Origin of the sequence: Bradyrhizobium sp. C9 (assembly GCF_002532045.1) — a bacterium.
In the GTDB taxonomy this organism is placed as follows: Bacteria; Pseudomonadota; Alphaproteobacteria; order Rhizobiales; family Xanthobacteraceae; genus Bradyrhizobium.
Genome location: NZ_NWTG01000002.1, coordinates 34,954 through 59,144 on the forward strand (window position 1 = coordinate 34,954; position 24,191 = coordinate 59,144).

At 65.0% G+C, this 24,191-nt stretch carries 26 protein-coding genes; 11 read left to right on the plus strand and 15 right to left on the minus strand.

Annotation, left to right across the window (positions count from 1 at the left end):
- Window positions 1-5: 5 nt before the first annotated feature.
- Entirely contained in the window at window positions 6-938 is a 933-nt protein-coding gene (locus CO675_RS05050; protein ID WP_097670962.1) for a GNAT family N-acetyltransferase, read from the plus strand.
- A gap of 109 nt (window positions 939-1,047) precedes the next feature.
- Here CO675_RS05050 and CO675_RS05055 read toward each other — a convergent pair whose 3' ends face one another.
- The 3 genes from CO675_RS05055 to CO675_RS05065 form a co-directional block, all read right to left on the minus strand.
- Complete coding sequence (locus CO675_RS05055; protein WP_097670963.1) at window positions 1,048-2,304, minus strand: aminopeptidase; 1,257 nt, start codon at window positions 2,302-2,304, stop codon at window positions 1,048-1,050.
- 118 nt (window positions 2,305-2,422) lie between these two features.
- A complete protein-coding gene (locus CO675_RS05060; RefSeq protein ID WP_097670964.1) occupies window positions 2,423-3,784 on the minus strand; it encodes a class-II fumarase/aspartase family protein in 1,362 nt (453 codons plus the stop codon).
- A gap of 60 nt (window positions 3,785-3,844) precedes the next feature.
- Window positions 3,845-4,234 (minus strand): carboxymuconolactone decarboxylase family protein, encoded by a 390-nt coding sequence (locus tag CO675_RS05065; RefSeq protein WP_097670965.1) that lies wholly within the window; start codon window positions 4,232-4,234, stop codon window positions 3,845-3,847.
- 137 nt (window positions 4,235-4,371) lie between these two features.
- Between CO675_RS05065 and CO675_RS05070 the strand changes: the two genes are divergently transcribed.
- From CO675_RS05070 to CO675_RS40875, 5 genes are all read left to right on the plus strand, one after another.
- Entirely contained in the window at window positions 4,372-5,331 is a 960-nt protein-coding gene (locus CO675_RS05070) for a Bug family tripartite tricarboxylate transporter substrate binding protein (RefSeq protein WP_097670966.1), read from the plus strand.
- Window positions 5,332-5,345: 14 nt separating this feature from the next.
- Window positions 5,346-6,233, plus strand: coding sequence for an NAD(P)-dependent oxidoreductase (locus tag CO675_RS05075; protein ID WP_097670967.1), 888 nt, complete (start codon window positions 5,346-5,348; stop codon window positions 6,231-6,233).
- Entirely contained in the window at window positions 6,230-7,210 is a 981-nt protein-coding gene (locus CO675_RS05080) for a Gfo/Idh/MocA family protein (RefSeq protein WP_097670968.1), read from the plus strand. The genes CO675_RS05075 and CO675_RS05080 overlap by 4 nt, the downstream gene beginning before the upstream one ends.
- Before the next feature lie 6 nt (window positions 7,211-7,216).
- Window positions 7,217-7,972 carry a GntR family transcriptional regulator gene (locus tag CO675_RS05085; protein WP_097670969.1) on the plus strand — a complete coding sequence of 252 codons (756 nt, stop codon included), beginning with the start codon at window positions 7,217-7,219 and terminating at the stop codon, window positions 7,970-7,972.
- 634 nt (window positions 7,973-8,606) lie between these two features.
- Window positions 8,607-8,783, plus strand: coding sequence for a hypothetical protein (locus tag CO675_RS40875; protein ID WP_198964491.1), 177 nt, complete (start codon window positions 8,607-8,609; stop codon window positions 8,781-8,783).
- Between the two features lie 255 nt (window positions 8,784-9,038).
- Here the strand turns inward: CO675_RS40875 and CO675_RS05090 are convergent, their stop codons facing one another.
- The gene (locus CO675_RS05090; RefSeq protein WP_143278883.1) at window positions 9,039-10,592 is read right to left on the minus strand and encodes a serine hydrolase domain-containing protein; all 1,554 of its coding nucleotides are present in this window, start codon (window positions 10,590-10,592) and stop codon (window positions 9,039-9,041) included.
- A gap of 66 nt (window positions 10,593-10,658) precedes the next feature.
- Entirely contained in the window at window positions 10,659-11,657 is a 999-nt protein-coding gene (locus CO675_RS05095; RefSeq protein ID WP_198964492.1) for a L,D-transpeptidase family protein, read from the minus strand.
- On the opposite strand from CO675_RS05095, the gene CO675_RS41965 reads away from it, so the two are divergent.
- The 3 genes from CO675_RS41965 to CO675_RS05110 all read left to right on the plus strand — a co-directional run bounded on the left by CO675_RS41965 (window position 11,560) and on the right by CO675_RS05110 (window position 13,437).
- Window positions 11,560-12,165, plus strand: a complete 606-nt coding sequence (locus tag CO675_RS41965) for a lytic transglycosylase domain-containing protein (protein WP_502693365.1) — start codon at window positions 11,560-11,562, stop codon at window positions 12,163-12,165. The two genes, CO675_RS05095 and CO675_RS41965, sit on opposite strands and share 98 nt — an antisense overlap.
- 8 nt (window positions 12,166-12,173) lie before the next feature.
- Entirely contained in the window at window positions 12,174-12,800 is a 627-nt protein-coding gene (locus CO675_RS05105) for a Crp/Fnr family transcriptional regulator (RefSeq protein WP_097670972.1), read from the plus strand.
- A 364-nt stretch (window positions 12,801-13,164) separates the two neighbouring features.
- Window positions 13,165-13,437, plus strand: a complete 273-nt coding sequence (locus tag CO675_RS05110; protein WP_097670973.1) for a hypothetical protein — start codon at window positions 13,165-13,167, stop codon at window positions 13,435-13,437.
- 9 nt (window positions 13,438-13,446) lie between these two features.
- Here CO675_RS05110 and CO675_RS05115 read toward each other — a convergent pair whose 3' ends face one another.
- Together CO675_RS05115 and CO675_RS05120 are read right to left on the minus strand one after the other, a co-directional pair.
- Window positions 13,447-14,481 carry a D-alanine--D-alanine ligase family protein gene (locus tag CO675_RS05115; protein ID WP_198964493.1) on the minus strand — a complete coding sequence of 345 codons (1,035 nt, stop codon included), beginning with the start codon at window positions 14,479-14,481 and terminating at the stop codon, window positions 13,447-13,449.
- A complete protein-coding gene (locus CO675_RS05120; protein ID WP_097670975.1) occupies window positions 14,478-15,506 on the minus strand; it encodes a putative zinc-binding metallopeptidase in 1,029 nt (342 codons plus the stop codon). Before CO675_RS05120 ends, CO675_RS05115 begins: the two co-directional genes overlap by 4 nt.
- Before the next feature lie 246 nt (window positions 15,507-15,752).
- Here CO675_RS05120 and CO675_RS05125 point away from each other — a divergent pair, with 246 nt between their 5' ends.
- Window positions 15,753-16,190, plus strand: a complete 438-nt coding sequence (locus CO675_RS05125; protein ID WP_097670976.1) for a styrene oxide isomerase — start codon at window positions 15,753-15,755, stop codon at window positions 16,188-16,190.
- Here the strand turns inward: CO675_RS05125 and CO675_RS05130 are convergent.
- The 8 genes from CO675_RS05130 to CO675_RS05165 form a co-directional block, all read right to left on the minus strand.
- Complete coding sequence (locus tag CO675_RS05130) at window positions 16,180-16,557, minus strand: hypothetical protein (protein ID WP_097670977.1); 378 nt, start codon at window positions 16,555-16,557, stop codon at window positions 16,180-16,182. The two genes, CO675_RS05125 and CO675_RS05130, sit on opposite strands and share 11 nt — an antisense overlap.
- 70 nt (window positions 16,558-16,627) lie before the next feature.
- Window positions 16,628-17,911 carry an RNA polymerase sigma factor gene (locus tag CO675_RS05135; RefSeq protein ID WP_097670978.1) on the minus strand — a complete coding sequence of 428 codons (1,284 nt, stop codon included), beginning with the start codon at window positions 17,909-17,911 and terminating at the stop codon, window positions 16,628-16,630.
- A gap of 87 nt (window positions 17,912-17,998) precedes the next feature.
- Entirely contained in the window at window positions 17,999-18,394 is a 396-nt protein-coding gene (locus CO675_RS05140; RefSeq protein ID WP_097670979.1) for a YciI family protein, read from the minus strand.
- 197 nt (window positions 18,395-18,591) lie between these two features.
- Window positions 18,592-19,287, minus strand: a complete 696-nt coding sequence (locus CO675_RS05145; protein WP_097670980.1) for an AprI/Inh family metalloprotease inhibitor — start codon at window positions 19,285-19,287, stop codon at window positions 18,592-18,594.
- A complete protein-coding gene (locus tag CO675_RS05150; protein WP_097670981.1) occupies window positions 19,287-20,270 on the minus strand; it encodes a 2-hydroxyacid dehydrogenase in 984 nt (327 codons plus the stop codon). Before CO675_RS05150 ends, CO675_RS05145 begins: the two co-directional genes overlap by 1 nt.
- Window positions 20,270-21,058, minus strand: a complete 789-nt coding sequence (locus CO675_RS05155; RefSeq protein WP_097670982.1) for an ABC transporter permease — start codon at window positions 21,056-21,058, stop codon at window positions 20,270-20,272. The genes CO675_RS05150 and CO675_RS05155 overlap by 1 nt, the downstream gene beginning before the upstream one ends.
- Window positions 21,055-21,861, minus strand: coding sequence for an ABC transporter ATP-binding protein (locus CO675_RS05160; protein ID WP_097670983.1), 807 nt, complete (start codon window positions 21,859-21,861; stop codon window positions 21,055-21,057). Before CO675_RS05160 ends, CO675_RS05155 begins: the two co-directional genes overlap by 4 nt.
- A 328-nt stretch (window positions 21,862-22,189) precedes the next feature.
- Entirely contained in the window at window positions 22,190-23,233 is a 1,044-nt protein-coding gene (locus CO675_RS05165) for an ABC transporter substrate-binding protein (RefSeq protein WP_097670984.1), read from the minus strand.
- A gap of 145 nt (window positions 23,234-23,378) precedes the next feature.
- Between CO675_RS05165 and CO675_RS05170 the strand changes: the two genes are divergently transcribed.
- Complete coding sequence (locus tag CO675_RS05170; RefSeq protein ID WP_097670985.1) at window positions 23,379-24,185, plus strand: creatininase family protein; 807 nt, start codon at window positions 23,379-23,381, stop codon at window positions 24,183-24,185.
- Window positions 24,186-24,191 lie beyond the last annotated feature (6 nt).

The window sequence follows — 24,191 nt, forward strand, 5'->3', positions numbered from 1 at the left end:
GACTCATGGATGACAGCATCACCATCCGGCCGCTTCGTGAGGCTGATGCGGAAGCGGTGGTCGAACTCTACGCAAAGGCGGCTGCGGTGGAACCGCGGCTGGGCCCTGTCACGCTGCCGCAGTGGGACCAGTTCCTGAAACTGCCGCAGAATCGTGGCGGCCGTGACTTCCGCATTGCTGAACGGAACGGCCGGCTGCTTGGCCTCGCTGAGTCATCGTTGCGCGATCAGGGCGCGCATCATTCCCGGTTCCTCAAGATCGTCGTCGCGCCCGAGATGCGGCGCCGCCGGATTGCCCTTGCCCTGTTCGACGACGTGCTTGCGATCGACACCGATCCCGATCTCACCGTCCAGACGCTGGTGAGCAGCGATTGGCCGGCGGGAATGGCCTTCGTCGCCGCCTTCGGCTTTGTTCATCTTGAGTCAGAGATCGGGATGAAATGCGTCGAGCCGTTACAGCCGGCGCGCACGCTCGCGGCGGCCCGCGCCACCATCGAGCAGGCCGGCGACGTCACCGCCTGCGCCGGCGAGGTCGCGCGCATCCACAACGCCGCCTATGCCTCGGACGCCGCGTTCCGCCGGTATTCGCCGGAGGAGATGGCGCAGGTCCTGACCGAGAGTGAAGTCTGGATCGCGTCGGAAGATGGCCAGATGTCGGGCTTCTGCCTGACCGAGCCGGAACGGAACTCGATGTGGATCGAGTCGGTCGCCGTCGACCCGGCGCGGCAAGGACGCGGGCTCGGCCAGCTGCTGGTCTACCGCGTGCTGGCCGCACATGACGTGTCGGTCGAGCATCCCTGCTGGCTCAACGTCTCGAGCCGCAACGCGCCCGCGCTGAAGATCTACCGCCGGCTCGGATTCAAGCCGCAGCACGAGACCTGCCGCTTCAGCGCGCCGCGCGGCGAGCTGATCGGCGCGCGGGAGCGGCGGTTTCAATAGACGGCCCTTCGGAATGTCCGAGAAAACTAGTCTATCCCCGTCACCCCCGCGCAACGGCTTTGCACGGGGATGACGGGACTTAGTTGCTCAGGCTTCGCTAACCGCGCTTTTACGCCCACTCGCCCTTGCGGAACACCGGCACCGTGCGGCCGTCGGCGTGGATGCCGTCGATGTCGGTGTGGGCCGAGCCGATCATCCAGTCGATATGGATCAGGCTCTTGTTGCCACCCTGCTCGGCGATCTGCTGCGGCGTCAGCTTGTCGCCGTTGACGAAGCATTTCGAGTAGCACTGGCCGAGCGCGATGTGCGAGGCGGCGTTCTCGTCGAACAGCGTGTTGAAGAACAACAGCCCGCTCTTCGAGATCGGCGAGGAGTGCGGCACCAGCGCGACCTCGCCGAGGCGGCGCGCGCCCTCGTCGGTATCGAGCACCTTGTTCAGCACTTCCTCGCCGCGCGAGGCCTTGGCCTCGACGATGCGGCCGTCCTCGAACTTCACCGAGATATTGTCGATCAGCGTGCCCTGATAGGACAGCGGCTTGGAGCTGACGACGTGGCCCGAGACGCGGCGGCAGTGCGGCGTGGTGAAGACCTCCTCGGTCGGGATGTTGGCATTGCAGACAATGCCGTTCTTGGCGGTCGACGCGCCTCCTTCCCATTCATGACCATCGGCAAGGCCGATCGTAAGATCCATCCCGGGACCGGAATATTTCAATGCATGGAAGCGCTGGCCGTTCAGCCATTCGGTGCGCTCGCGGAGCTTCGCATTGTGCCTTTGCCAGTTGGCGACGGCGCCGTCCTGATCGACCCGGGACGCGGAGAAGATCGCATCCGCGAGCTTGGCCACCGCGACATCCTCGGCATCGTCGGGGAATACCTGTTTCGCCCACGACGTGCTCGGATAGGCGATGATGTTCCAGTTGGTGTCGAAATTGACGATCTTCTCCAGCGCCGGCTGATAGGCGATCGAATTGGCCTTGCTGGCGCGCGCCACCTTGGTCGGATCCTCGCCCGACAGCAGCATCGGATTGTCGCCGACGATCGCAAGCCGCGCGGTGTTGGCGCCGAACGCCTTGGCCATGCCCTCATAGAGCCAGCTTGCGGCGCGATCGAAGCTCGCATCGCTGGCGTAGCGGTAGCGCGCCAGCGTGAGCTCCTCATCCGAGAAGAACGGGGTCACGAGACCCGCGCCGGCCTTGTAGGCGTGCTCCGCCACACGCCGCACCAGCGGCATGGCCGCGGAAGGCGCCGTCAGCAGCAGATCCTGCCCCGGCTGCAGTTGCAAGCCGACCTTGATCGCGACTTCGGCGAGCCGATCGAGTTTTACAGGATCGATCGAGGCGGAAAGGTTGCGTTGGTGTGCGGTCATGAAGCGTCCGGCCGTGTCGTTTGAGGGCTTTAAGGATTCGTAGTCCAATTCGATCCGCGTTCGCAAGGTTCCTGCCCGCCGCGCCCGATCACGCGACGGCGAGCAATTGCCTCGAATTTTACCGCTTCACTGAGGCCAGCACCCGGTCGACCATCTCGGGCGCGAGGCCGAGATAGTTTTTCGGCGCGGTGAGACGGTCGATCGTCGCCCGATCGATCCGGCTCGCGACGCGATCATCGGCTGCCAGCGCCTCGGCCAGCGTCAGGCCCTTGTCGTTGGCGACCCGGCAGGCGTCGTAGACCACATCATGCGCCTCCTGCCGGCCGATCGCCGGCGCAAGCCCCATCATCACGGCTTCGGCCACAATGAGCCCGCGGCTGATGTCGAGATTGGCGGCCATCCGCTTTTCATCAACAATGAGGCCGCCAAGCGCGAACCTGGCCTGGTGCAGCGCGCCCGCGGTCAGCACGAAGCTTTCCGGGATCGCCATCCATTCGGCGTGCCACGGGCCGGTGGCGCGCTCGAAATCCTGCACCATGGCATCCAGCATCAGGCCGGCGTGCTGGCGCACCGCCTTGGAAGCGGCGAGCATCAGCTCCGATGAGATCGGATTGCGCTTCTGCGGCATGGTCGAGGACGCGCCGCGCCCCTTCACGAACGGTTCGTAGACCTCAGCGAATTCGGTCGAGGCCATGATCATGATGTCGAGCGCGATCTTGCCGAGCGTTCCCGTGACCAGCGCGAGGAAATTCACCGCCTCCGCCAGACCGTCGCGCGCGACATGCCAGGTCGAGACGGGAACGCCGAGGCCGAGCTCCGCGCACAGCGCCTCCTGGACCTCGAACCCCTTGTCGCCCAGCGAGGCCAGCGTGCCGGCGGCGCCGGCGAACTGGCCGACCAGCACGCGCGGCTTCAGCTCGGCGAGCCGCGCGGCGTGGCGATCGAACGCGGCGAGCCAGATCGCGGTCTTGTAGCCGAAGGTCACCGGCAGCGCCTGCTGCAGATGGGTGCGGCCGGCCATCGGCGTATCGCGGTATTTCTTCGAGAGATCGGCGAGGATGCCGCGCAGCGCGGCGATGTCATCCTCGATGATCGCAAGGCCATCGCGCAGTTGCAACACCACGGCGGTGTCCATGATGTCCTGCGTGGTGGCGCCCCAATGGACATAACGGCCGGCCTCGCCGCACTGCTTCGCCATCTGGTGCACCAGCGGCAGGATCGGGTAGCCGACCACGTCGGTCTCCTGCCGCAGCAGGTCGAAATCGAACGCGGCGACATCGGTGCGCTTTGCGATCTCGGCGGCCGCGTCCGCCGGGATCACGCCGCAGCGCGCTTCGGCCTTTGCCAGCGCGACTTCGACCTCGGCGTAGCGCTGGAGCAGCCGCAGATCGGAAAACACCTCGCGCATCGCGCGCGTGCCGAAAGCATCGCGAAACAGCACGGAATCGAGGACGGTGGTCGAAGTGGAGAAGCCGGACATGGACGCATCCTGTTGCCGTTCGCAGTCGGCAACGTCCCTATCACGGCGCAGGCCCGTGCCCTACCCCTCCGCGGGCGCCTCGCCGAACACCTCGGCTGCGATCTTGCTGGTCTCGATCGCGGCCGGAATGCCGCAATACATCGCGACCAGCAGCAGGACGTCCTGCACCTGCGCCGCGGTGCAGCCATTGGCCAGCGCGCCCTTGGCATGAACGCGGAACTCGGTCGGCTTGCTGCTGGCCGCGGTGATGCCGAGCATGACGAGGCTGCGGATCTGGTCGGACAGGCCGCTGCGCTCCCAGACGTCGCCATAGACGTAAGCATTGATGATGTTTTGCAGCGGCGTGCCAAAATCGCCCGCGGCGGCCATCCGCTTGGCGACATCGACCTCGCCGAACATCTTCTGGCGCCGGCGCAGCCCGCGGGCATGGAGATCGCTGGTGTCCACCATCGTCGTCTGGCTCCCCTGTATGGGCTATTTATACGTATAAATATGTCACATCTCAATATTTCCATGGGCTAGATGCTTGCACTTCTGATCTAATTGTCCGTATAAATTCGGCAAAAGCGGAGGCGGAGGAGACCGGGATGAAGTTACGGCTGGGGCTGCTCGTCGTCCTGCTCGCTGCGCTTCCGGCCCTCCCGACGGTTGCAGCGGACGATTACCCGCAACGGCCAATCAAGATCATCGTGCCGTTTCCGGCCGGCGCCGGGCCTGACAATGTCGCGCGGCTGGTCGGCCAGCATCTGCAGGACGCGTTCGGCCAGACCGTGCTGATCGAGAACCGCGCCGGCGCGCTCGGCAGCATCGGCGCCCAGGAAGTCGCCCGCAGCGCGCCTGACGGCTACACGCTGTTGATGGGCACCAACACCACCCATGCCAGCAATGTCGCGACGCTGAAGAGCCTGCCCTACGACCCGGTGAAGGATTTCGCGCCGGTCATCCGCACCACCACCACGGCGATGGTGCTGCTGGTCAACCCGAAGCTCGCAGCGAAGGACCTGCCGCAGTTCCTCAGCTACGCCAAGGTTACCCCCAATCTGACCGCGGGCTACGGCTCCGGCGCGTCGCAGATCTCGATCGCGCAGCTGCAATCGCGCGGCGGCCTGTCGCTGATCGCAGCGTCCTACCGCGGCGTGCCGCAGGCGATGACCGACGTGATGGCCGGCGTCATCGACCTGACCTTCGGCGATTTCTCGGTCGCGATCCCGCAGATGCAGGGCGGCACCTTGCGCGGAATCGCCGTGACATCGGCGACCCGCAACGAACTGACGCCTGGCCTGCCCGCGCTCTCCGAAGCGATGCCGGGCTTCGAGGCCACCATCTGGTACGGGCTGTTTGCGCCGGCTGGCACGCCGGAACCGGTGGTCAACAAGCTCTACGCCGAGTGCGCCAAGTACCTCGCGATGCCGGAGACCAGGAAGAAACTCGCCGATGTCGGCGTGATCGTGGCGCCGCTGGCGCCGGCCGAGTTCGGCGCCTTCGTCAAGAGCGAGGTCGCGCGCTGGTCGGCCGAAGTGAAGGCGGCCGGCATCCAGCCGCAATAGAGCGGCGTCGCATCATGGCTCGCCAGACACCTGTCGGCATGATCGGCCTGGGCCTGATGGGATCGGCGCTCTCCGCGCGGCTGATCGATGCCGGCTTAGGCGTAATCGGCTTCGACGTCGATGCCGCGAAGCGCGACGGCTTGCTCGCCAGTGGCGCCGAGTTCGCGGCCTTCGCCGCCGACGTGGCGGCGCGGTGCCGGACCATCGTCATCGCGGTATATGACGCGGCCCAGGTCACGGGCCTGCTGCCGGACCTCGCGAACGCGACAGTGCCGCCGCTCGTGATCTGCACCACCACCTGCGCGCCGGGCGAGATCACGGCAATCGCCGAATTCGCGGCACGCTCGCGCCTCGCCCTCATCGAAGCGCCGATTTCGGGCACCAGCGCCGAAGTCCGCGCCGGCACGGCCACCGCGCTGGTCGCCGGCGATGGCGACGTCATCGCAGCCGCCGCGGCGACGCTCGACATCCTCTGCCCGCAGCAGATCCGTGTCGGCGCGATCGGCAATGCCAGCCGCACCAAGCTCGCCATCAACCTGATCCTGCAGAACAACCGCGCCGCCTTGGCCGAGGGCATCGCCTTTGCCGAGAGCCTCGGCCTCGATGGCTCGAGCTTCCTTGCGACGGCGCGGCAATCGGCGGCATATTCCAGGGCGATGGATAGCAAGGGATCGAAGATGCTGGCGCGGGATTTCGCGCCGCAATCGCATATCGCGCAGACCTTGAAGGACGCCGAGCTGATCCTGCAGGAGGCCGGCCGGCACGGCCTGTCTCTGCCGCTGACCTCGGTGCAGGCCGAGTTGCTGCGCGCTGCGATCGCGCTGCAGGGCCCCGACAGCGACAGCGCCGCTGTCATCGAGGCGATCCGTGCCGGACGCGATCAGGACAAGGAACACTCATGATCAATTGTGCGATCGCGGGCCTCGGCCGCTGGGGCCGCGCGCTGGTCGAGGCTGCGCAGAGCGAGCCCCGGCTGAGGATCGTCAGCGCGGTGGAACCCGACATGAGCGGCGCCGCGAGCTTCTGCGCGGCACATAACCTCTCCCCCGCGGCCAGCCTCGAGGCCGTGCTGGCCGCGCCTGGTATCGATGCCGTGCTGCTGGCAACACCGCATTCGCTGCACCGGAACCAGGTGATCGCGGCAGCCGCGGCCGGTAAACAGGTGTTTTGCGAGAAGCCGCTGGCGCTGAGGCGCAGCGATGCCGCCGAGATGTTCGCGGCCTGCCGCAAGGCCGGCGTGCTGCTCGCGGTCGGGCATAACCGCCGGTTCTGGCCGTCGATGCAGGCACTCCGCGCGATGGTCGCCGGCGGCGAGCTCGGCACCATCCTGCATGTCGAGGGCCACAACAGCAACGAGAACTCGCAAGCCATCACGCAGGGCTGGCGGCTGTCGCCCGAGGAATCGCCGGGTGGCGGGCTGACCGGCGCCGGGCTGCATGTGCTCGACGGCTTCGTCAGCCTCATTGGTCCTGCCCGACAGGTTTATGCCCGGTTGAGTGAACGCGAGGCCGGGCCGCCGCCACTCGACACTGCAACTTTAGCGATTGAATTTGTGAATGGCGTAAGTGCAACCCTTGCGACAATCCGCGCAACGCCGTTCTATTGGCGCGTGCATGTGTTCGGGACGAAGGGATCTGCTGAAGTGCTCGACGAGGGGACGATGGTGCTACGGAAATCTGGCGAGGCGCCGGCGACGACGCGCTATCCGCCGGTCAACACGCTCGCCGCGGAACTTTCGGCCTTTGCCGACGCGGTCGAACGCAGACAGCCGTTCCCGGTGTCCGAAGCAGACGTGCTGGCGACGCTCTCAGCGTTCGAAGCCGCGTTGCAGTCGATGCAGTCTGGACATCCGGTTGCCTGCCATACGGCATACCAGTGATCCGCCATGTCTGAACAACCGGAGAGGGCGAGATCGTCCCGCTACCGCGACATCGCCACCGGGCTGCAGAAGGACATTCGTCTCGGCACCTACGCGGTCGGCAATCTGCTGCCGACCGAAACCGAGTTGATGGCGAGCTATCAGGCGAGTCGCCAGACCGTGCGCGAGGCGCTGCGCATCCTGATCGACCAGGGCCTGATCGTGCGTCGCGCCGGCCTCGGGTCGGTGGTGATCGCCTCCGAGCCGCCGGTGCTGTTCACCCACAGCGTCAAGTCGCTCGGCGAGTGGCTGCGCTATTCCAACGAGACCTACCGCGACGTGGTTGCTAGCGGCGACATCGTCGCCGACCGCAAGCTCGCCGCGCTCCTGAAATGCGAGCCCGGCAAGAGCTGGTTCCTGATCGAGGCCGTGCGCCGCTCCGACCAGTTCGCCGCACCGCTCGGCTGGACCGAGATCTACGTGCTGCGCCGATTCGCCGATGTCGTGACCCGCAGCGACCACGGCCGCACCCCGGTGCACGAGCAGATCGCCAAGATGTACGGCCAGGTCACCGAGCGCGCGCAGATGGAAATCTTCGTGCGGGGCATGCCGGCGCCGATCGCCAAGGCTCTCGGCGTCAAGACCGGATCGCCGGCGCTCACCGTGGTACGCCGCTACTACGGCCTGCGCGAAGAACTGTTCGAGGTCACCATCACCACGCACCCGGAAGGGCGCTACACCTACACGATGGATATGCAGCGCTCGCTGCGACCGAAGCTCTAGATTCTAGCTTTGACGCGTTTTCTTCACGCGAACGGCTGTCCACTTCGCTCGAAAACGCTCTGAATTTGTGGAGACGCGTTGTCTTGACGCGAGCCGGAAGCCGCTTCGCTTGATATCGCGCTAGCGCGCCCGGGCCAGATGCGTGCTGCTGGCAGAGGTATGTGCCATCTGCGGGGTTCCGCTCACGCCCCAAACCACGACCGCGATCAGCGCGGCCGCCCAGACATATGGCACAGCATTCGGCTTCTTCATTTCCGAGATCATCCCCAACGTTTCAGGAGGACCGATTGACCTCACGATCTCGGTCGTGAATCTCACGATCTTAATCGTCAGCGTCTCACCAGGTACCCGTCCTTCACAACGCTACTAAGGTTAGACCTTGTCGGTTTCGGGACATCTTCGTGCGAATCCGGAAATGATTTCGTCGGAACCGGGCCGCCTCATCCGAATTGATGAGACCGAGGTCTCAACGGCCTCAGCGCTTGCGACAAGGCTGGAGAATTTCCTGCTCAAATTTGAGTCAGATGCACAACAAACATTCCAAAGACCACCCGCTGAATTCTTTTTGATTGTCCGCCGAACTCCGGCCGTGGCATGCCTGCGCCTGTGACGCTGCGATGACAAGGGTTCTCCCGTGACTGCCCAACCGGCTAAACCGCACGGCGGCTCCCGCCGCCACTCCCAGAAAACCCAGGACGAGGTCGCGCGGTCGCTGGAGCGGGAGCTGCAGTTCTTGGCGGAAGAGCGCCAGGAGCGTGCCCTTCGGCTCGGCCTCGACTTCGCAGCCAAGACGCCGAAGACCGACCACTAGGCGCACCGCCGCCCGCTTCCGATTCAACTGTCGAACAGCTACTCGGTGTCATACCCCGCCCATGTGGGTGATTGAGTGTGTGAGGTCACGGCCCCACCACGTCGTCCTGGCGAAAGCCAGGACCCATAACCACCGCATTCCGTGACGAAGGGATCGCGGCCCCAGCGCGCACAACAATTGAGATTCGGGGTCATAGGTCCTGGCTTTCGCCAGGACGACACCGATTGTGGTACGTCGCCTCAAAATGACGAATCGCTATTGCGCGGCCTGCGCTTCCGCATCGGCCTGAACATCGTGGCCGAAGCGATCCTTGCCGCTGAGCCTGGCCTTGCCGCCGTCGAACGTGAGCAGCCATCTGCGGTCGGTATCGCCGCCGACCAGACGCAGGTCGATCGCAAACGTTTGGCCGTCCTGCCACGTCCCCTTCAGCGCCATCACGCCGAGCGGCGTCGGTTGGCCGAGACGGTAGGTGCCGTCGAGCCCGATCGGTCCCGCCAATTTGATCACCGACCGCGCCGCATCCGGCGTCGCTGTTTCGAGCTCGTAGCGCGGGGACGGATCGGTCAGATACAGGGTCAGCGCCCGCAGATTGAGGCCGTTGGCCGGGAAGCGCCAGGTCTTGCCCGAGATGGCCGCCGCGGTCTCGGGCACAGCACCGACCGCCGACGGCTTTTCCGTCGCGCTATCGCGCAGCGCTGCGGCAAGCTGATTGCCGCCGGCGGAGTTCACCGGCAGCGCTGTGTCGGACTCGACCGCGCCGGAAATGTCGTCGGCCATCTTTCCGAACGAACAGTAGTTGCGCGCGGTCACGACGGTGACGATGTCGAGCGTGGGAAAGATCATGATCAGCTGGCAGCGGTCGCCAACTGCCATGAAGGCCTGCTGCTTCGGCATCACCCAGAAGAAACTGGCATAGCGCAGGGACGGATCGAACGAGGCGTGCATGTCGGTCATCGCATGCCTGATGCGATCGACCCAGCCGGACGGCAGCAACCGCTGCCCCTCCCATTCCCCGTCATGCAGGTAGAGCAGTCCGATCTTGGCGGCGTCGCGCGGCGCGAGCAGAAGCCCGCCGCCGCCCTGCGTCAGCCCCGGCGCGATGCTGTGCCAGTAGGGCGCGGCAATCCCCAGCGGGCGAAACAGTTTCGTCACCGCATAGTCCCGCGCGCTCACGCCGGTGAGCTTGTTGATGATCGCGGCCAGCAGCTGCGGATTGCCGGTGTTGTAGTAGAACGCCTCGCCCGGCGCCTTCGCCATCGGACGGTCCAAAATGAACTGGATCGCGTCGGGACTGCGCCCCCATTCGATCAGCGAGTCCGGCCTGCCGCCCTCGACGCCCTCCGTCCAGGCCATCCCCGAGGTCATGTCGAGCATGGTCTGGATGGTGATCGCCCGCTTGCGGTCATCGAGATTGGCGATGGTGCGGTCGCCGAAGAAATCCACCATGCGATGGTCGAGGCTGTCGAGCACCTTGTCCTTGAGCAGCATCGCGACCAGCGTGCCGGTCACCGCCTTGGTGACGGAATTGAAGAGATGCGGAATCTCCGGCGTGTACGGCGCATAGTAAGCGTCGAGCACGATCCGGCCATGACGCGCGATCAGGAGACTGTCGAAACTGTGAGCCGCGCCAAAGTTGACGAGCCGCGCCAGCGCGGCGGAATCCATCCCCTGCTCTTCCGGCGTCGAGCTCTGCCACTGCCGGGTCGGCCACAGCGGTTCGACGGCCCCTTCTGCGCGGACACCTGACCAGATCAGCGCGGCAACCGACAGCCCGCTCAGGATCGACATGACCAGCCGTTTGAGATGCATGCGCGCCTCGTCGGATGCGATGTGCGAGGCCGGCACAATCCGCGAGCAGTTGCATGCCTGTCAATGTTATCGCGTGCTCTCCACGAACGTCACCGGCGTCCCCTTGGCGACACCGGCCGCGACATGCTGTGCATCCCAATTGGTCAGCCGAATGCAGCCGTGCGACGCGGCCTTGGAAACCTTGCTGGGATCGGGCGTGCCGTGGATACCGAAACTTTCCGCCGAGAGGTTGATCCAGACCGAGCCGACCGGATTGTTGGGCCCGGGCTTGATCGTGAACGGCTTCCTGGATTTGACGCCCTTGAACTTGTATTTGGGATTGTAGCGATAGGTCGGATTCTTGTTGACCGCCGTCACCTTCAGCGTGCCGCTCGGCGTCGGCTTCTCCGTGCTGCCGACCGTTGCGGGATAGAGCGCAGTGAGCTTTCCTGCGGCGTCGAACGTGCTGAGCGTCTGCCGCGTCTTGTCGACTTCGATGCGAACAACCGGCGTTGACGCGCCAGTGTCGAGAACGTTGGCAACCGCGATGCTGGCACCCGCCTTGTCGAACTTCTGGCCGGGATTGAGCGCCTGAAGCAACGCCTCGCTCATGTGGAATTTCTCGGCCAGCGCTTCGCGCGGGCTGGTGTAGTTCAGCGCGGGCAGGTCCTGCATGTCCTCCATCTTCGCGGGGACCTTCGCCAGGAACGGGCCTTTCACGTCGGCATCGGCGATGGTGTAGTTGACGACCGCAGGCCCTTCGCTGGCAGCGGCGAGCCTGCTCCAGAGGTCCGCTGTGACGGCCTTGTCGAACGACAATCCATTCGCTGCGGCGAACGCCGTGAGCGCCTTCTGTGCGTTCTCGCCGAGCTTGCCGTCGATCTCGCCGGGGGAGAAGTGCGCGCGATCGAGCAGGATCTCGAGCTTGGCAATGGAGGCGCTGGCCTGGTGACGGCTCGGCAATTTTCCCGTTGGCACCGCCGCGTCGTTGATCCCCGCGGCATCGACACCCGCCGCCATCGCCGGGGCGGCGGAAACGAGCAAAAGGACAACAGCAAAACGCACAACCAAAAAATGTCGGAACATCGCGCATCCCAACGTGGCTACATTCCGTAAAGTTATGGAAGGCGTCGAAGTTCCAATGCAAACATCGGCGTTTGCCTCCGCAAGACTTCTCCGCAAGCTGCGCGACGATTTCGGCGATCTCGGCCTTGCAGCGGCCGCCTATAACGCCGGCAGCGGCCGGGTCCAGAAGTGGCTCGCCAGGCAGAGCGAGCTGCCGCGCGAGACCCGCGAGGGAACCGGCGGCTTGTCGTGGCCGGCCGCACGCGCAAGCGGCTCGCACTCCTGCCCAGGTCAGGCTCGCCCGGTGCAGCTCGGCACGGCACGCCCGGCCATCGCCGCAGCCAAGGCAAAATCCACCACGGGCCGCGCCGTTCGCGTGGCCTCGCGCGCGCGTTCGTCGAGAGGCCGCGTCACAACGCTGCACCGCCGCGAGTGCGGACCGACTGCATTTCCGTTCAATAAACCGGACGCGCTGGTGTATGTTGCCGCTCGTTTTCAGATTGGTTTGCCTGCAATTCATTTCCAGTGAGTGCTGTCATGACAGTCATTGATGGCTTGGGTTACCTGGCGTCGGCTCTTGTGTTGCTGACGTTCTGCATGAGCACGATGTTGAGCCTGCGCACCGTCGCGATCTTCAGCAATCTGGCATTCATCAGCTATGGATTGGGCGATCGGATCTACCCGGTGCTCATCCTGCACATCATTCTGCTGCCGCTGAACGTGGTATTGCTATTCCAGATGGTTCGGCTGCTTCGGAAGGCCAGGCGCGCCGCAGCGACCGACTTGTCTCCGAGCTGGCTGCAACCGTTCATGCGGCCGAAACACATCAAGGCAGGAGAGACGATCTTCAGGAAAGGTGATAACGCCGACCTGCTCTACATGGTCGTATCGGGTGATGTCAGGTTTCCCGAGATCGATCGCGGGGTCTCGGCGGGCGAGTTGTTCGGAGAGATTGGGCTGTTCTCACTCGAGCGTCGGCGCACACAGACTGCCCTGGCAGCGACCGATGTGGATTTGCTGTCGATCAGCGACGGCGCATTGATGAAGCTATGCGAACGCAATCCAGGACTGTCGCTGTATTTCCTGCGGCTGACGGCGACCCGGATGACGGAAAACGCAGCCCGCGCAATCGGAGTTGCCGCGGCAACGCCCAATCCGGCGTGAAGCGCCGGCGCACTGCGTCGCGTGCCGAAGCTACGGCGCGGGCGACGACGCAAGGCTCGGCAGCGGCGCGAACTGCATCTCTGCAACGGCCGAGCCGGCGTACGCACTGGCGATCAGGATCATGACTCGAATGGCGACGAACATGGTGCCTCCTCAGTCTTTTTGTTGCTCTCTTGATGCCAGAGACTTCTTTCCCGCAGGTGAGGAAAGCTGGTTGCCGCAACCTTGAAGGCATTGGTAAGCGAGCCGTTTACGCAAGCCCGTTCATGAGTTGGGAACCGTATCGGCCGATCGGCCGGAACACTAAACGCGCGGTTCACTGTGTCCAGGCATTGTTCGCCTCAATCAAGAAGGCGCAATCACAATGCCGATTTTCAGGACGATCCTTGTTGTCGTATCGATTTTTCTTGCCGGTTTGTACGTCTACGATACCTGCCGCAGCGACTGGCTCACCATGCCTGCATCGGCAAACGATATCTTTGCGCGACGATGGCCGGAACCGGGTGAATTTCGTGCCACAGCTCCCCCCGTCGCCACCCTCGCTGCCACCGCGACGCCGGCGGCGCGCGTTAGGCAAACGTTTGCGATGTTCATCCCCAGGGACGCGCGACGCCACCTGCTGCAGCGCAGCCTATAGCGCTTCGATTCAGCCCAGGGATACGCCGGCCTTGGCGCGGCTGATCCCGAGCGTCAGGATGCGATTCAACAGAACCGGATAGTCCAGTCCGTCATGCCCCGCGGCGGTCGCAAACTCCTGGCTCTTGGCGATTTCGGGATTGGGATTGGCCTCAATGAAATACGGAACGCCATTGGTGGAGAGGCGGAAGTCGATGCGCGCGTAGCCGTCGAGCCCCAGGGTCCGGTAGATCCGCTTCGCCAGCCGTTGAATGTGCGCGGATAGTTCCGGCGTCAGTCCTTCGGCCGGCCCGTCCGCAATTCCGATGCGCTCCTGATAGCTGGTGTCGTGCTTGACCTTTTCGGTGGCGATCTGGCGTGCGGCGGGGCCGCCCATGCTGCCGAACTTCAATTCCCAAACCGGCAGGACCCGCAGCCTGTTGTTGCCGATCACGCCGACATAGAGCTCGCGTCCCTCGATGAACTGCTCGGCGATCGCGGCCGTTCCGATCCGCTCATGGATGAAGGCGACGCGCTCGGCAAGCTTCTCGTCGGTATCGACGATCGACGCCTGCGAGATACCGAGCGATCCATCGCTGCTCAGGCTCTTGACGATCAGCGGCAGCGCAAGCCGCGGCGGCCGCTTGACCTTGCGGCGCATCGGGAACACGGCGAAGGCCGGCACCGGGATGCGGCGGTGATGCACCAGCGTCTTGGACAGATCCTTGCCGCGCGCCAGGATCAGGCCGCGCGGGTTGCACCCGGTATAGGGAATCTTCATCAGCTCGAGATAGCTCGCGATGTGCTGGTCATACACGACGTCGTAATGAAACTCCTCCAGCAGCGTGAACACCACGTGCGGTTTGAAGCCCTCGATCTCGTCGCGGACCGGTTTGATTTCCTCCTGCACGCCGAGCGGACGAACCTCGTGGCCGGCCGCGCGCAGGGTACTCACCACGTCGTATTCGGTTTTCCACTCATTGATTTCCCGCGCGGAGTATCCGTCGCTGGAGTCCGGCGGCACACAGTCCGGGTGCATCAGCACCAGAATGCGAAAGTGTTTCATAGCGCGATCCATTTCCGACGCGACGGGCCGAACAGCGCGTGCATGGTCTTGGCAGTCAGCAGGATGGTGAAATTGGTCACCAGCTTCTGCTCGGGGCCGACGGCACGCAGATTGAGCTCGCGGCAGCGCGAGATCATGTCGTCGAGCACCGCGTCGAGCGTCAGCTGGTTCTCGCCTGTCCACCGCGCGACCAGCTGCCTGATCTGGGCGCGGTGCCGCCTGATGAAGGATGCAGCCGGCGGATGCCGGTGATGCCGCGGATCGGCAGAGAACAGCTTGGACAGATCGCGGTCGTAGGTCTTCGGCGGCGTGAAGGCGTAGAACGCCTGCTTCTTCTTGTAGTGTTCACCGAGCGTCTGCTTGAGCGTATGCAGCGGATCGACCCGCTCGCGCGTCGTGAGCAGCGGCCGCTCGCCGGCGATCTCGCCCATCAGCTCATCGACATATTCGAGCTTCTTCAGCGCGGGCCAGCCGGCATACCGCGTTCGCCAGTTCGAGCGCGGCCGCAGCCACACCGCAAAGGTCTCGGCGAAATCCTCGTCCGGATGGCTCTGCGCATACCACAGCCTGAGATGCTGGACATAGCTGCGGCTGGCCGGATTGGGCCGGTAGTAGCGCGGATAGTGTTGCGACGACGGACCGAACAGCTGCTGCCAGCGCCGGCGGCGTTGCAGCTGGTAGCCGTGCTGTATGGCGTGCCCTGCCTCGTGGCGGAGAATGGCCATGCACTCGGACCACGAGGCGCCCTCGACGTCGAGCATCATCTTCTTCTCGAGCTTCATCAGGCGAGGATGGGCGAGATAGAATGGAATGGCGATGCCGGGCACATCGGCCGGGCTGAACCATTCGCTCGAGATCCATGCGTGCGGCCGCAGCCGGATGCCGCGCTCTTCGAGCTCTTCGTAGAGCGTGCTGACGCAATCCGCGAGCCAGGTGCCTTCGATCGCAACCCTCAGACTGCTGAGGCGTTGCTCGAGCAACTGCGCATCCGTGAGCTTCTCCCAGGCATATTTGCGGCGCGGCATAGGCTTCCAAAGTGAAAAAACAAACCGGAATCGGGATGGTGTCATAGGTTGCCGCCGGCAACAACCGCCGGACTTTTGCGCCAGGCCCCGGTCCGTGCCGCTTTGTGCCGGCCCCGCCGCCGTGCTTCAGCCGCAGATCGGCAGGACGCCGAGAGCCCGGGCCATGGCCCAGATCGCCGCAGGGACAGCTTTACACCTTCTGCTATGATCGGGCCATTTCCGTGCAAGATTCTTTGAGGGGGCGACATGGATGATCGGCGGCGGCTGCTTTTTCACGGCATGGCTTTGTTCCTGATCGGGCTGTTGACCGGCCTCATCGAGCAGCACTTCAGCAATGTGCGGATGGCGCTCGCAGCGCATCTCGAGGGCGTGATGAACGGCACGTTCCTGCTCGCGGTCGGCGCGATCTGGAGCGAGGTCAGGCTGCCGCCCCGCGCGAGCGCCATAGCCTACTGGGCGCTGCTGTGCGGAACGTACGGCAACTGGGCCGTGGCGACGCTCGCCGCCGTTCTTGGAACAGGCGCGCTGTCGCCGGTCACCGCAGCCGGGCGTGTTGCCGCGCCGTGGCAGGAAACGCTGGTGACCGCAGGGTTCGTCTCGATCGGCCTTGCGATCATCGCAGCCTCGATCTTGCTGCTGTGGGGGCTGCGCGGCAGGGCTGCCCGCAGTGCATCTAAGGCTTGATCCAACGCTGCACAGCCGCAGCGGTGTCGGCCGGGTTGGTGTTGAAGCAGATGGCCGCGCCGGGCGCGAGCCGATGCACCAGATTGAGGATCGTCTCGAACAGCAGCAGCCGCTCCGGCGGCTCGCGCAGCCCGGCACCGATCACGACGCAATCGTAGCGGCGCGCGTTGAGGGCCGCCGCCGTCACCGCTTCGGCCGTATCGCCGAGATCGATGAGACAGCTTTCGACATCGTAACCAAGCGTCCGCAGGCCCTCGATCTGCGCGTCGATGTAGCTGCGCACGAGCTCGGGCGTGAATTGCGGCATGACGGATAGATCGACGAAGGTGGGGTCGAGCCCGATCGCCAGCACGGATGGTTTCGTCATGGTCGCGGTTCCCTGACGGATTGCGATTCGGCGAACATGCCGGCGCTTTGCGTCGAAATCGCGAAGCCATTCAGTGCCGGCCGTGATCCTGCGCGGCGCGTGCCGCGACCGCGGCGCGGCGTTTGAGCAACTCGCGCTCGCGCGCATTGCCGGCGAGTGCGGCGGCGGCCTCGAACGCGGTGTGCGCCTCGGCAAAGCGGCTCAGCCGGTGCAGCAGATCGCCGCGCACGCTCGGCAGCAGATGATAGGATTTCAGCGCCGGCTCGTCCGCGAGGCCGTCGACGATCGCGAGCGCCGTCAGCGGCCCTTCGGCCATGCCGATCGCGACCGCGCGGTTGAGCGCGATGACCGGCGAATCCAGCAGCGCGGCGAGATCGCCGTACAGTGCCGCGATACGGCGCCAGTCGGTCGCCTCAGGCGCGTCGGCCTCGGCATGGCAAGCGGCGATCGCGGCCTGCAGCGCGTAGAAGCCGCCGGCGCCGCCGAGCTCGCGGGCGCGCGCCAGCGCCAGTTGCCCGCGGCGGATCTGCAGGCGGTCCCACAGCGCGCGGTTCTGGTCCATCAGCAGGATCGGCTCGCCGGCCGCGTCGGTGCGCGCCGCCGTCCGCGAGGCGTTGAATTCCATCAGCGCCAGCAGGCCGTGCGCCTCCGGCTCGTGCGGCGCGATCGAGCTCAGCACGCGGCCGATGCGCAGCGCCTCGTTGCAGAGCTGCGGTCGCAGCCATTCGTCGCCGCTCGCCGCGGTATAGCCCTCGTTGAAGATCAGGTAGGCGACCTCGAGCACGGAGGCGAGCCGCTCCGACAGCGCCTCGCCGCGCGGCGTCTCGTAGGCCAGACCTGACTCCGACAGCGTGCGCTTGGCGCGCACGATGCGCTGGGCGATGGTCGCCTCCGCCTGCAGGAAGGCGCGCGCGATCTCCTCGGTGGTGAGGCCGCAGATCATCCGGAGCGCCAGCGCAGCGCGCGCCTCGCGCGACAGCAGCGGATGGCAGGCGGTGAAGATCAGCCGCAGCAATTCGTCGCCGATATCGTCGTCGAGCGCGGAATCGAAATCGGGCATGGTTTCCTGCTCCCGCACCAGATCATGCGCCAGCATGCCGTGCTTTTCGGTCAGCATGCGGTTGCGCCTGATATGATCGAGCGCACGCCGCTTGGCAGTCGCCATCAGCCAGGCACCCGGCTTCTCCGGCACGCCACTGAGCGGCCAGTGCTCGAGCGCCGCAATCAGCGCTTCCTGGGTCAGATCCTCGGCGAGCGGCACGTCGCGCAGCATCCGCGACAGGCTGGTGATCAGCCGCGGCTGCTCGATGCGCCACACCGCAAGGATCGTCGCCTGGATGTCGGCGGCCGTCATCGTCGCCGACCTGGATTGCCGTCCGGACGCGCGCTCTTCACGCGAACCGGAGGCCGCCTCGCGTGAACGCGCCCTGTCCGCGGCGCATCAAGCGATGGCGGAGACATCGACCTGGCAGGCGCCGTCGACGCCCGGGGTGGCGAAGGGGCGCACCTCGCAGGTGCCATCCCATCCGGGCATATGCTCCTTGTGCAACTGCATGAACTCCACGGCGGCCGCCACCGCCTCTTCCTTGTTGCGGAGCTCGAATATCGCGTAGCCGCCGATCATCTCCTTGGCCTCGACGAACGGCCCGTCGATGACGTTGAGCTTGCCGTCGGTGATGCGGACCTGGGCCCCCATCGCGACCGGCAGCAGCCCACCGGTGTCAATCATGCGGCCGGCCTTGATCTCCCGCTCGGCGAGCTTGCCCATCGCCTCCATCAGGGCCGGCGTCGGCGGGCGCGGGGGCTGGGCGGAGGTGACGATATACATGAACCGCATCGGAAATCTCCTGTTGGGCGAGAAGCGACGATAACCGCCGCAAAACCGGCTCGCTATAGGGGACGACGAGCCGGGGTGCGTCGGATCGACAAGGAAGAGGGAATTATTTTTGGGGGACCGGCGAGAAGCAGATCGTACCGCCCCATCGTCGTCGCTGCGAAAGCAGGGACCACGCGGAGCTTTGACATCGCCGCCCCTCACTGCTCCCGCAGCATGATCAGCGGGTCGGCGCTGTCGGGGACGCGGCGCCACTGGGCGTTGTCGTCAGCCTCGAACTGCCAGGTCTCGCCCTTGGGCGACATCAGGACCATCTGGCCATGGTCGAGCCGCCAGAGCGTCGGGTTGAAGGCCGCGACCGCGGGATCGCATTTGCCTTTCAGGAACACCTGGAAATTGTCGTTGCCGGCGTCGGTGTTGGTCAGCACCAGGGCGCAGATCGCCTGGCCGTTGCCGCGGACCATCGACCAGTCGCCGATCATCTGGTCCATCGACTTGGCGAGCGCGCGGGCAGCGGCAAGGTTTTGCAGGATGTAGACGCCCTCGTTGGTGCGCATACCCTCGAAGATGCCGGTCTCGACCTCGGTGAAGTCGATCACCGCCTCGCCGGCCGCGTTGTGCAGCCGCACGATGTCGCCGAGGCCCTTGATGCTCCAGCCGGTGATGTCCTTGGTGAAGGGCAGTGCTGCGGCGCAGGCCGGCTCGAGCTCGAGCTTGAAACCTTGCGGCGTCGCATCGCTCTTCAGCGTCACGACGCAGGTCTTGCTGCGCTCGGTGGTGGCGAGCTCCCACTGCCCGATCATGTCCTTCTTCAACGTCGAGACGTCCTGCGCGGCTGCCGGACCGCACGCGGCCAGCAGCACAAGCAGCACGACGCTGAAGCGGGACAGGGACATCAGCGGCCCTTCACCGGCGTTTCCGCAACCGGCGTCAGCGGCGGCTTGCCGGCGAACCAGTTCGTGATGTTGTCGACCACGAGCTGATCCATCGCGTTGCGCGTGACCACCGAGGCCGAACCGATATGCGGCAGCAGCACGACGTTCTGCATCGCCTTCAATTCGTCCGGTACGTTCGGCTCGGCCGCGAACACGTCGAGGCCGGCGGCGAGAATGGTGCCGGATTTCAGCGCCGCGACCAGCGCCGGCTCGTCGACCACAGAGCCGCGCGCGACATTGATCAGCACGCCGCGCGGGCCAAGCGCCTTCAGCACGTCGGCATTGATCATCTTCGCCGTCGAGGCGCCACCCGGCACGATGACGATCAGGGTGTCGACCGCCTTCGCCATCTCGATCAGATCGGGATAGTGCTTGTAGGCGACGTCCTTGGACGGATTGCGCGAGTGATACGACACCGGCACCCGCGAGGCCTCCAGCCGTCGCCCGATCGCCTGGCCGATCCGGCCCATGCCGACGATGCCGATCTTGCGGTCGCGCAACGAGCCGACGCTGAGCGGATAATTCTGGGTCTGCCACAGGCCGGAGCGCACGTAGCGGTCGGCCTTGACGAATTCGCGCAGCGTCGCGATCAACAGGCCCATCGCGACGTCGGCGACCTCCTCGGTCAGCACGTCGGGCGTGTTGGTGACCACGATATTGTGATCCCGCGCATAGGCGGAATCGACATGGTCGTAGCCGACGCCGAAGCTGCCGACGATCTCGAGCTTGGGAAACATCGCCATCGCGGTCTTGTCGGTCGCCATCGTGTGATAGGTGACGGCGATGCCGCGGATCTTGGTCATCGTGTCGGGCGTCAGCCGCTCGAGGTCGCCGCGGCTCTCGGCCCGGTGCAGCACATACTGGTCGGAAAAGCCGTTTTCGAGGATTGGCCGGATCGGTCCATAAACCAACAGATCGATCTTTTCGGAAGAAATCGGGGCCATCAACTGTCCTTTCCTAACGCGCTTTCATGCCAACGCCGCAACAGAAGGTGCGAAACTAGCGCCAGCACCCCATAGATGACAATCCCGGCCAGCGATAGCAGCAGAAGTGCTGCAAACATGCGGGGAATATTCAGCCGGTAGCCCGATTCAGCGATCCGGAAGGCAAGGCCCGAGCCGGCGCCGGCGCTGCCCGCCGCGATCTCCGCGACCACGGCGCCGATCAGCGACAGGCCGCCGGCAATGCGCAGCCCGCCGAGGATATAGGGGAGCGCCGCGGGCAGCTTCAGCAACAGCAGTGTCTGCAGTCTCGATGCGCCATAAAGTTGAAACAATCCGGCGAGGTTGCGATCGACCGAGTTGAGACCGAGCGTGGTGTTCGACAGCACCGGAAAGAACGCCACGATCCAGGCGCAGACGATCACCGCGGTCTGCTGCTGCAGATAGATCAGCAGCAGGGGCGCGATCGCGATCACCGGCGTGACCTGCAGCACAACCGCGTAAGGGAACAACGAATACTCCAGCCATTTCGACTGGTTGAACAGCAGCGCCAGCACGACGCCGCCGACCGCCGCGGCAACGAAACCTTCGAGCGTGGTCAGCAATGTGACGCCGAGCGATTGTGACAGCACCGGCCAGTCCGCAACCAGCGTCTTCAGCACCAGGAGCGGGCTCGGCAGCACATATGGCTGGATGCCATAGGCGCGGACGATGGCTTCCCAGAGCACGAGACCGGCGGCGAACACCGCAAGCGGCAGCAGAAAGCGGATGAGGTCCTGTGGAGACTTCATGCGCCCGCCTGCCCTGCATAGGACGGCGCCAGCGCGCCTGAGACCTCGCGGCAGAAGGCGGCATATTCGGCCGAGGTGCGGAACTCTTCACCGCGCGGCTCGGGCGAGGTGATGCGAAACTCGGCGCCGATCCGGCCCGGACGCGCCGTCATCACGATCACGCGCTGCGAGAGATAGACCGACTCGAACACCGAGTGCGTCACGAAGATGACGGTCTTGTGCAAATTGCGCCATAGCGACAGCAGATCGTTGTTGAGGCGAAAGCGCGTGATCTCGTCGAGCGCTGCGAACGGCTCGTCCATCAGCAGGATATCGGGATCGGTTACCAGCGCGCGCGCCAGCGATACCCGCATCTTCATGCCGCCGGAGAGTTCGCGCGGATAGGCGGCCGCAAAGTCCGCAAGCCCGACCTGATCGAGCGCAGCCTCGATGCGCGCTTCGGCGTCGGTCGCCGCCGCACGGGCGAGCTTGAGCGGCAGGCGGACGTTGTCGCGCACATTGGCCCATGGCATCAAGGTCGGCTCCTGAAATACGAAGCCTACTCTGTGGCTGCCGCGCTGCTCGGCGCCATGATGCGAGAGCTCGACCGTACCGGTGCTTGGTGTGGCAAGACCTGCAATCAACCGGAGTGCGGTGGACTTGCCGCAGCCGGAGGGGCCGAGCAGCGAGACGAACTCGCCGCTGCTGACATCGAGGTCGAGCGACCCGAGCGCCCTCACCCCGCTGTCATAGGTCTTGGTGACGCCGCGCAGGCGCACGGCGAGGTTATTGGCATCGGTTTCCGGCACGATGCTCTCTACCATCGCCGGCTGAATATTGGTAAGCGCAGACGAGCCGCGAAAGACACCTCCCTACGCGGCGAATAGCGTGACGATCGCATAGGAGTCTCGGGAGACGGCGGCGGTCGGCTCCCTCTCCCGCTTGCGGGGGAGGGTTGGGGTGGGGGCTCTCGCCGCGAGTCGTATCGGGGAGAGAGCCCCCACCCGGCCCGCGCTACGCGCGCGCCGGCCTCCCCCGCAAGCGGGAGAGGCGAAGGAAGCCCGCGGGCAAGCTCCGCGGACGCCATGCGCGATTGCTCTCTCCTACGAACGGAGAGATCGACTGCCGATGCTGAAACAGATCGGATCATCGTCAGTTCTTCGGCCGGAGCTCGACGCCGACCGCCTTGTTGACGAAGCGCAGCGTGTAGCCCTGGCGATAGTCGATGGTGCTCTTGACCACACCGGCGCGCACCATCTTGTCGAAGAAGCTCGCCATCCGTTCGTCGGTCATGGCGCCGATGCCGTTCTTGATGGAATCGCCGGAATCGACGATGCCGTGCTCGCGCATCTTGGCGACACAATAGGCCAGCAGCTCGTCGTTCATTTCAGGGTTGAGCTTCTTGATCATCGCATTGCCGGACGAGTTGTCGCCGTAGACATACGTGTACCAACCGACGACGGAGGCATCGACGAAGCGCTGCACCAGGTCCGGCTTCTTGTCGACCAGGTCGCGGCGGGTCTCGATCAAGGTGGAATATGAGTTGAAGCCGTAATCGGCGAGCAGAAGCACGTTCGGCTTGAAGCCGGCGGCTTTCTCCACCGCAAAGGGCTCCGAGGTGACGTAGCCCTGCATCGCGGTCTGCTTGTTCACGATGAAGGGTTGCGGGTTGAAGGTGTAGGGCTTCACCTTGTTCTCGTCGAAACCGTATTCGGACTTCAGCCACTGAAAGTAGCTGGTGATGCCTTCCTTCGAGATCAAAAGCGTCAGCGGTTTCAGATCCTCGATCTTGCCGACCTTGACCTCGGGATGGGTCAGGAAGACCTGCGGGTCCTTCTGGAACATCGCAGCGACGGCGACCAGCGGCACGTTGTTGGTGACAGCGTCGAAGGTCTGCAGCGAGTTCGCGCTCATGAAGAAATCGAGCTTGCCCGCGATCAGGAGCATGCGGTTGTTCTCGTTGGGACCGCCGGGCACGATTGTGACGTCGAGGCCGTATTTCTTGTAGGTGCCGTCGGCGAGCGCCTGGAAGAACCCGCCATGCTCGCCCTCGGCGACCCAATTGGTGCCGAACGAGACCTTGTCCAAAGTCTTGTCCGAGCTCTGCGCCCGCGCCGGGAGCAGGCCTGCGGAAACGCCGAGGGTGACGGCCAGAACGGCCGTGGTTAACGCTCGCGGCAAAAAGGCCGGGATCATGGTTGGACTCCGTCGATCATTATGGCCCATGATGGAAGGCGGGAAGACGCGCACCGCGCCCGGAGACGCGAACGCCTCACCGATGTTAAACAAACTAGCCTGCAAATCCATCCCATGAAACGCTTGTATTGAAACGACCGGCTTGATGACTTCTCAGCTTCCGCCCCGTGACTGGACCGCCATCCACTGGCCCGACCTCGCCAGGGACGCGGCCGCGCGCTGGATCGCGGTGCTGCCATTGGCCGCGACCGAGCAGCACGGGCCGCATCTGCCGCTCGGAACCGACGTCATGATCGGCGAGGCGTATCTGGCGCGGGTGCGCGAGCTGCTGCCGGCCGCCATCCCGGCGACATTCCTGCCTCTGCAGCCGGTCGGCATCTCCACCGAGCACATCGATTTTCCGGGCACGCTGACCCTGCCGACCAAGGTGGCGCTGAATAGCTGGATGGCGCTCGGCGAGAGCGTGGCGCGCGCCGGCATCAGGAAGCTCGTGATGGTGACCAGCCATGGCGGCAATTCCGCCGCGATGCAGCTCGTGGCGCAGGACCTGCGCGCGCAGCACAAGATGCTGGTGGTGACCACCAGCTGGTCGCGTTTCGGCACCCCGGACGGGCTGTTCGATGCCGACGAATTGCGCCACGGCATCCATGGCGGCGCGGTCGAGACCTCGATCATGCTGGCGAAGTATCCGCAACATGTGCGCAGGGATGCGATCGCGGACTTCAAGCCGGCGAGCGTGCAGATCGAGAAGGACCACCGCTTGCTGTCGACCCAGCGGCCGGCACCGTTCGCCTGGCAGGCGCAGGACCTCAATCCGAGCGGTGCGATCGGCGATGCGACCCAGGCCTCGGCCGAGAAAGGCGAGCAGCTGATCGAGCACGGCGCGCGTGCGTTCTGCGAGCTGCTGGCCGACGTCGACAGGTTCGATCCGGGCGTCTTCGGGGGCAACTGACTCGGG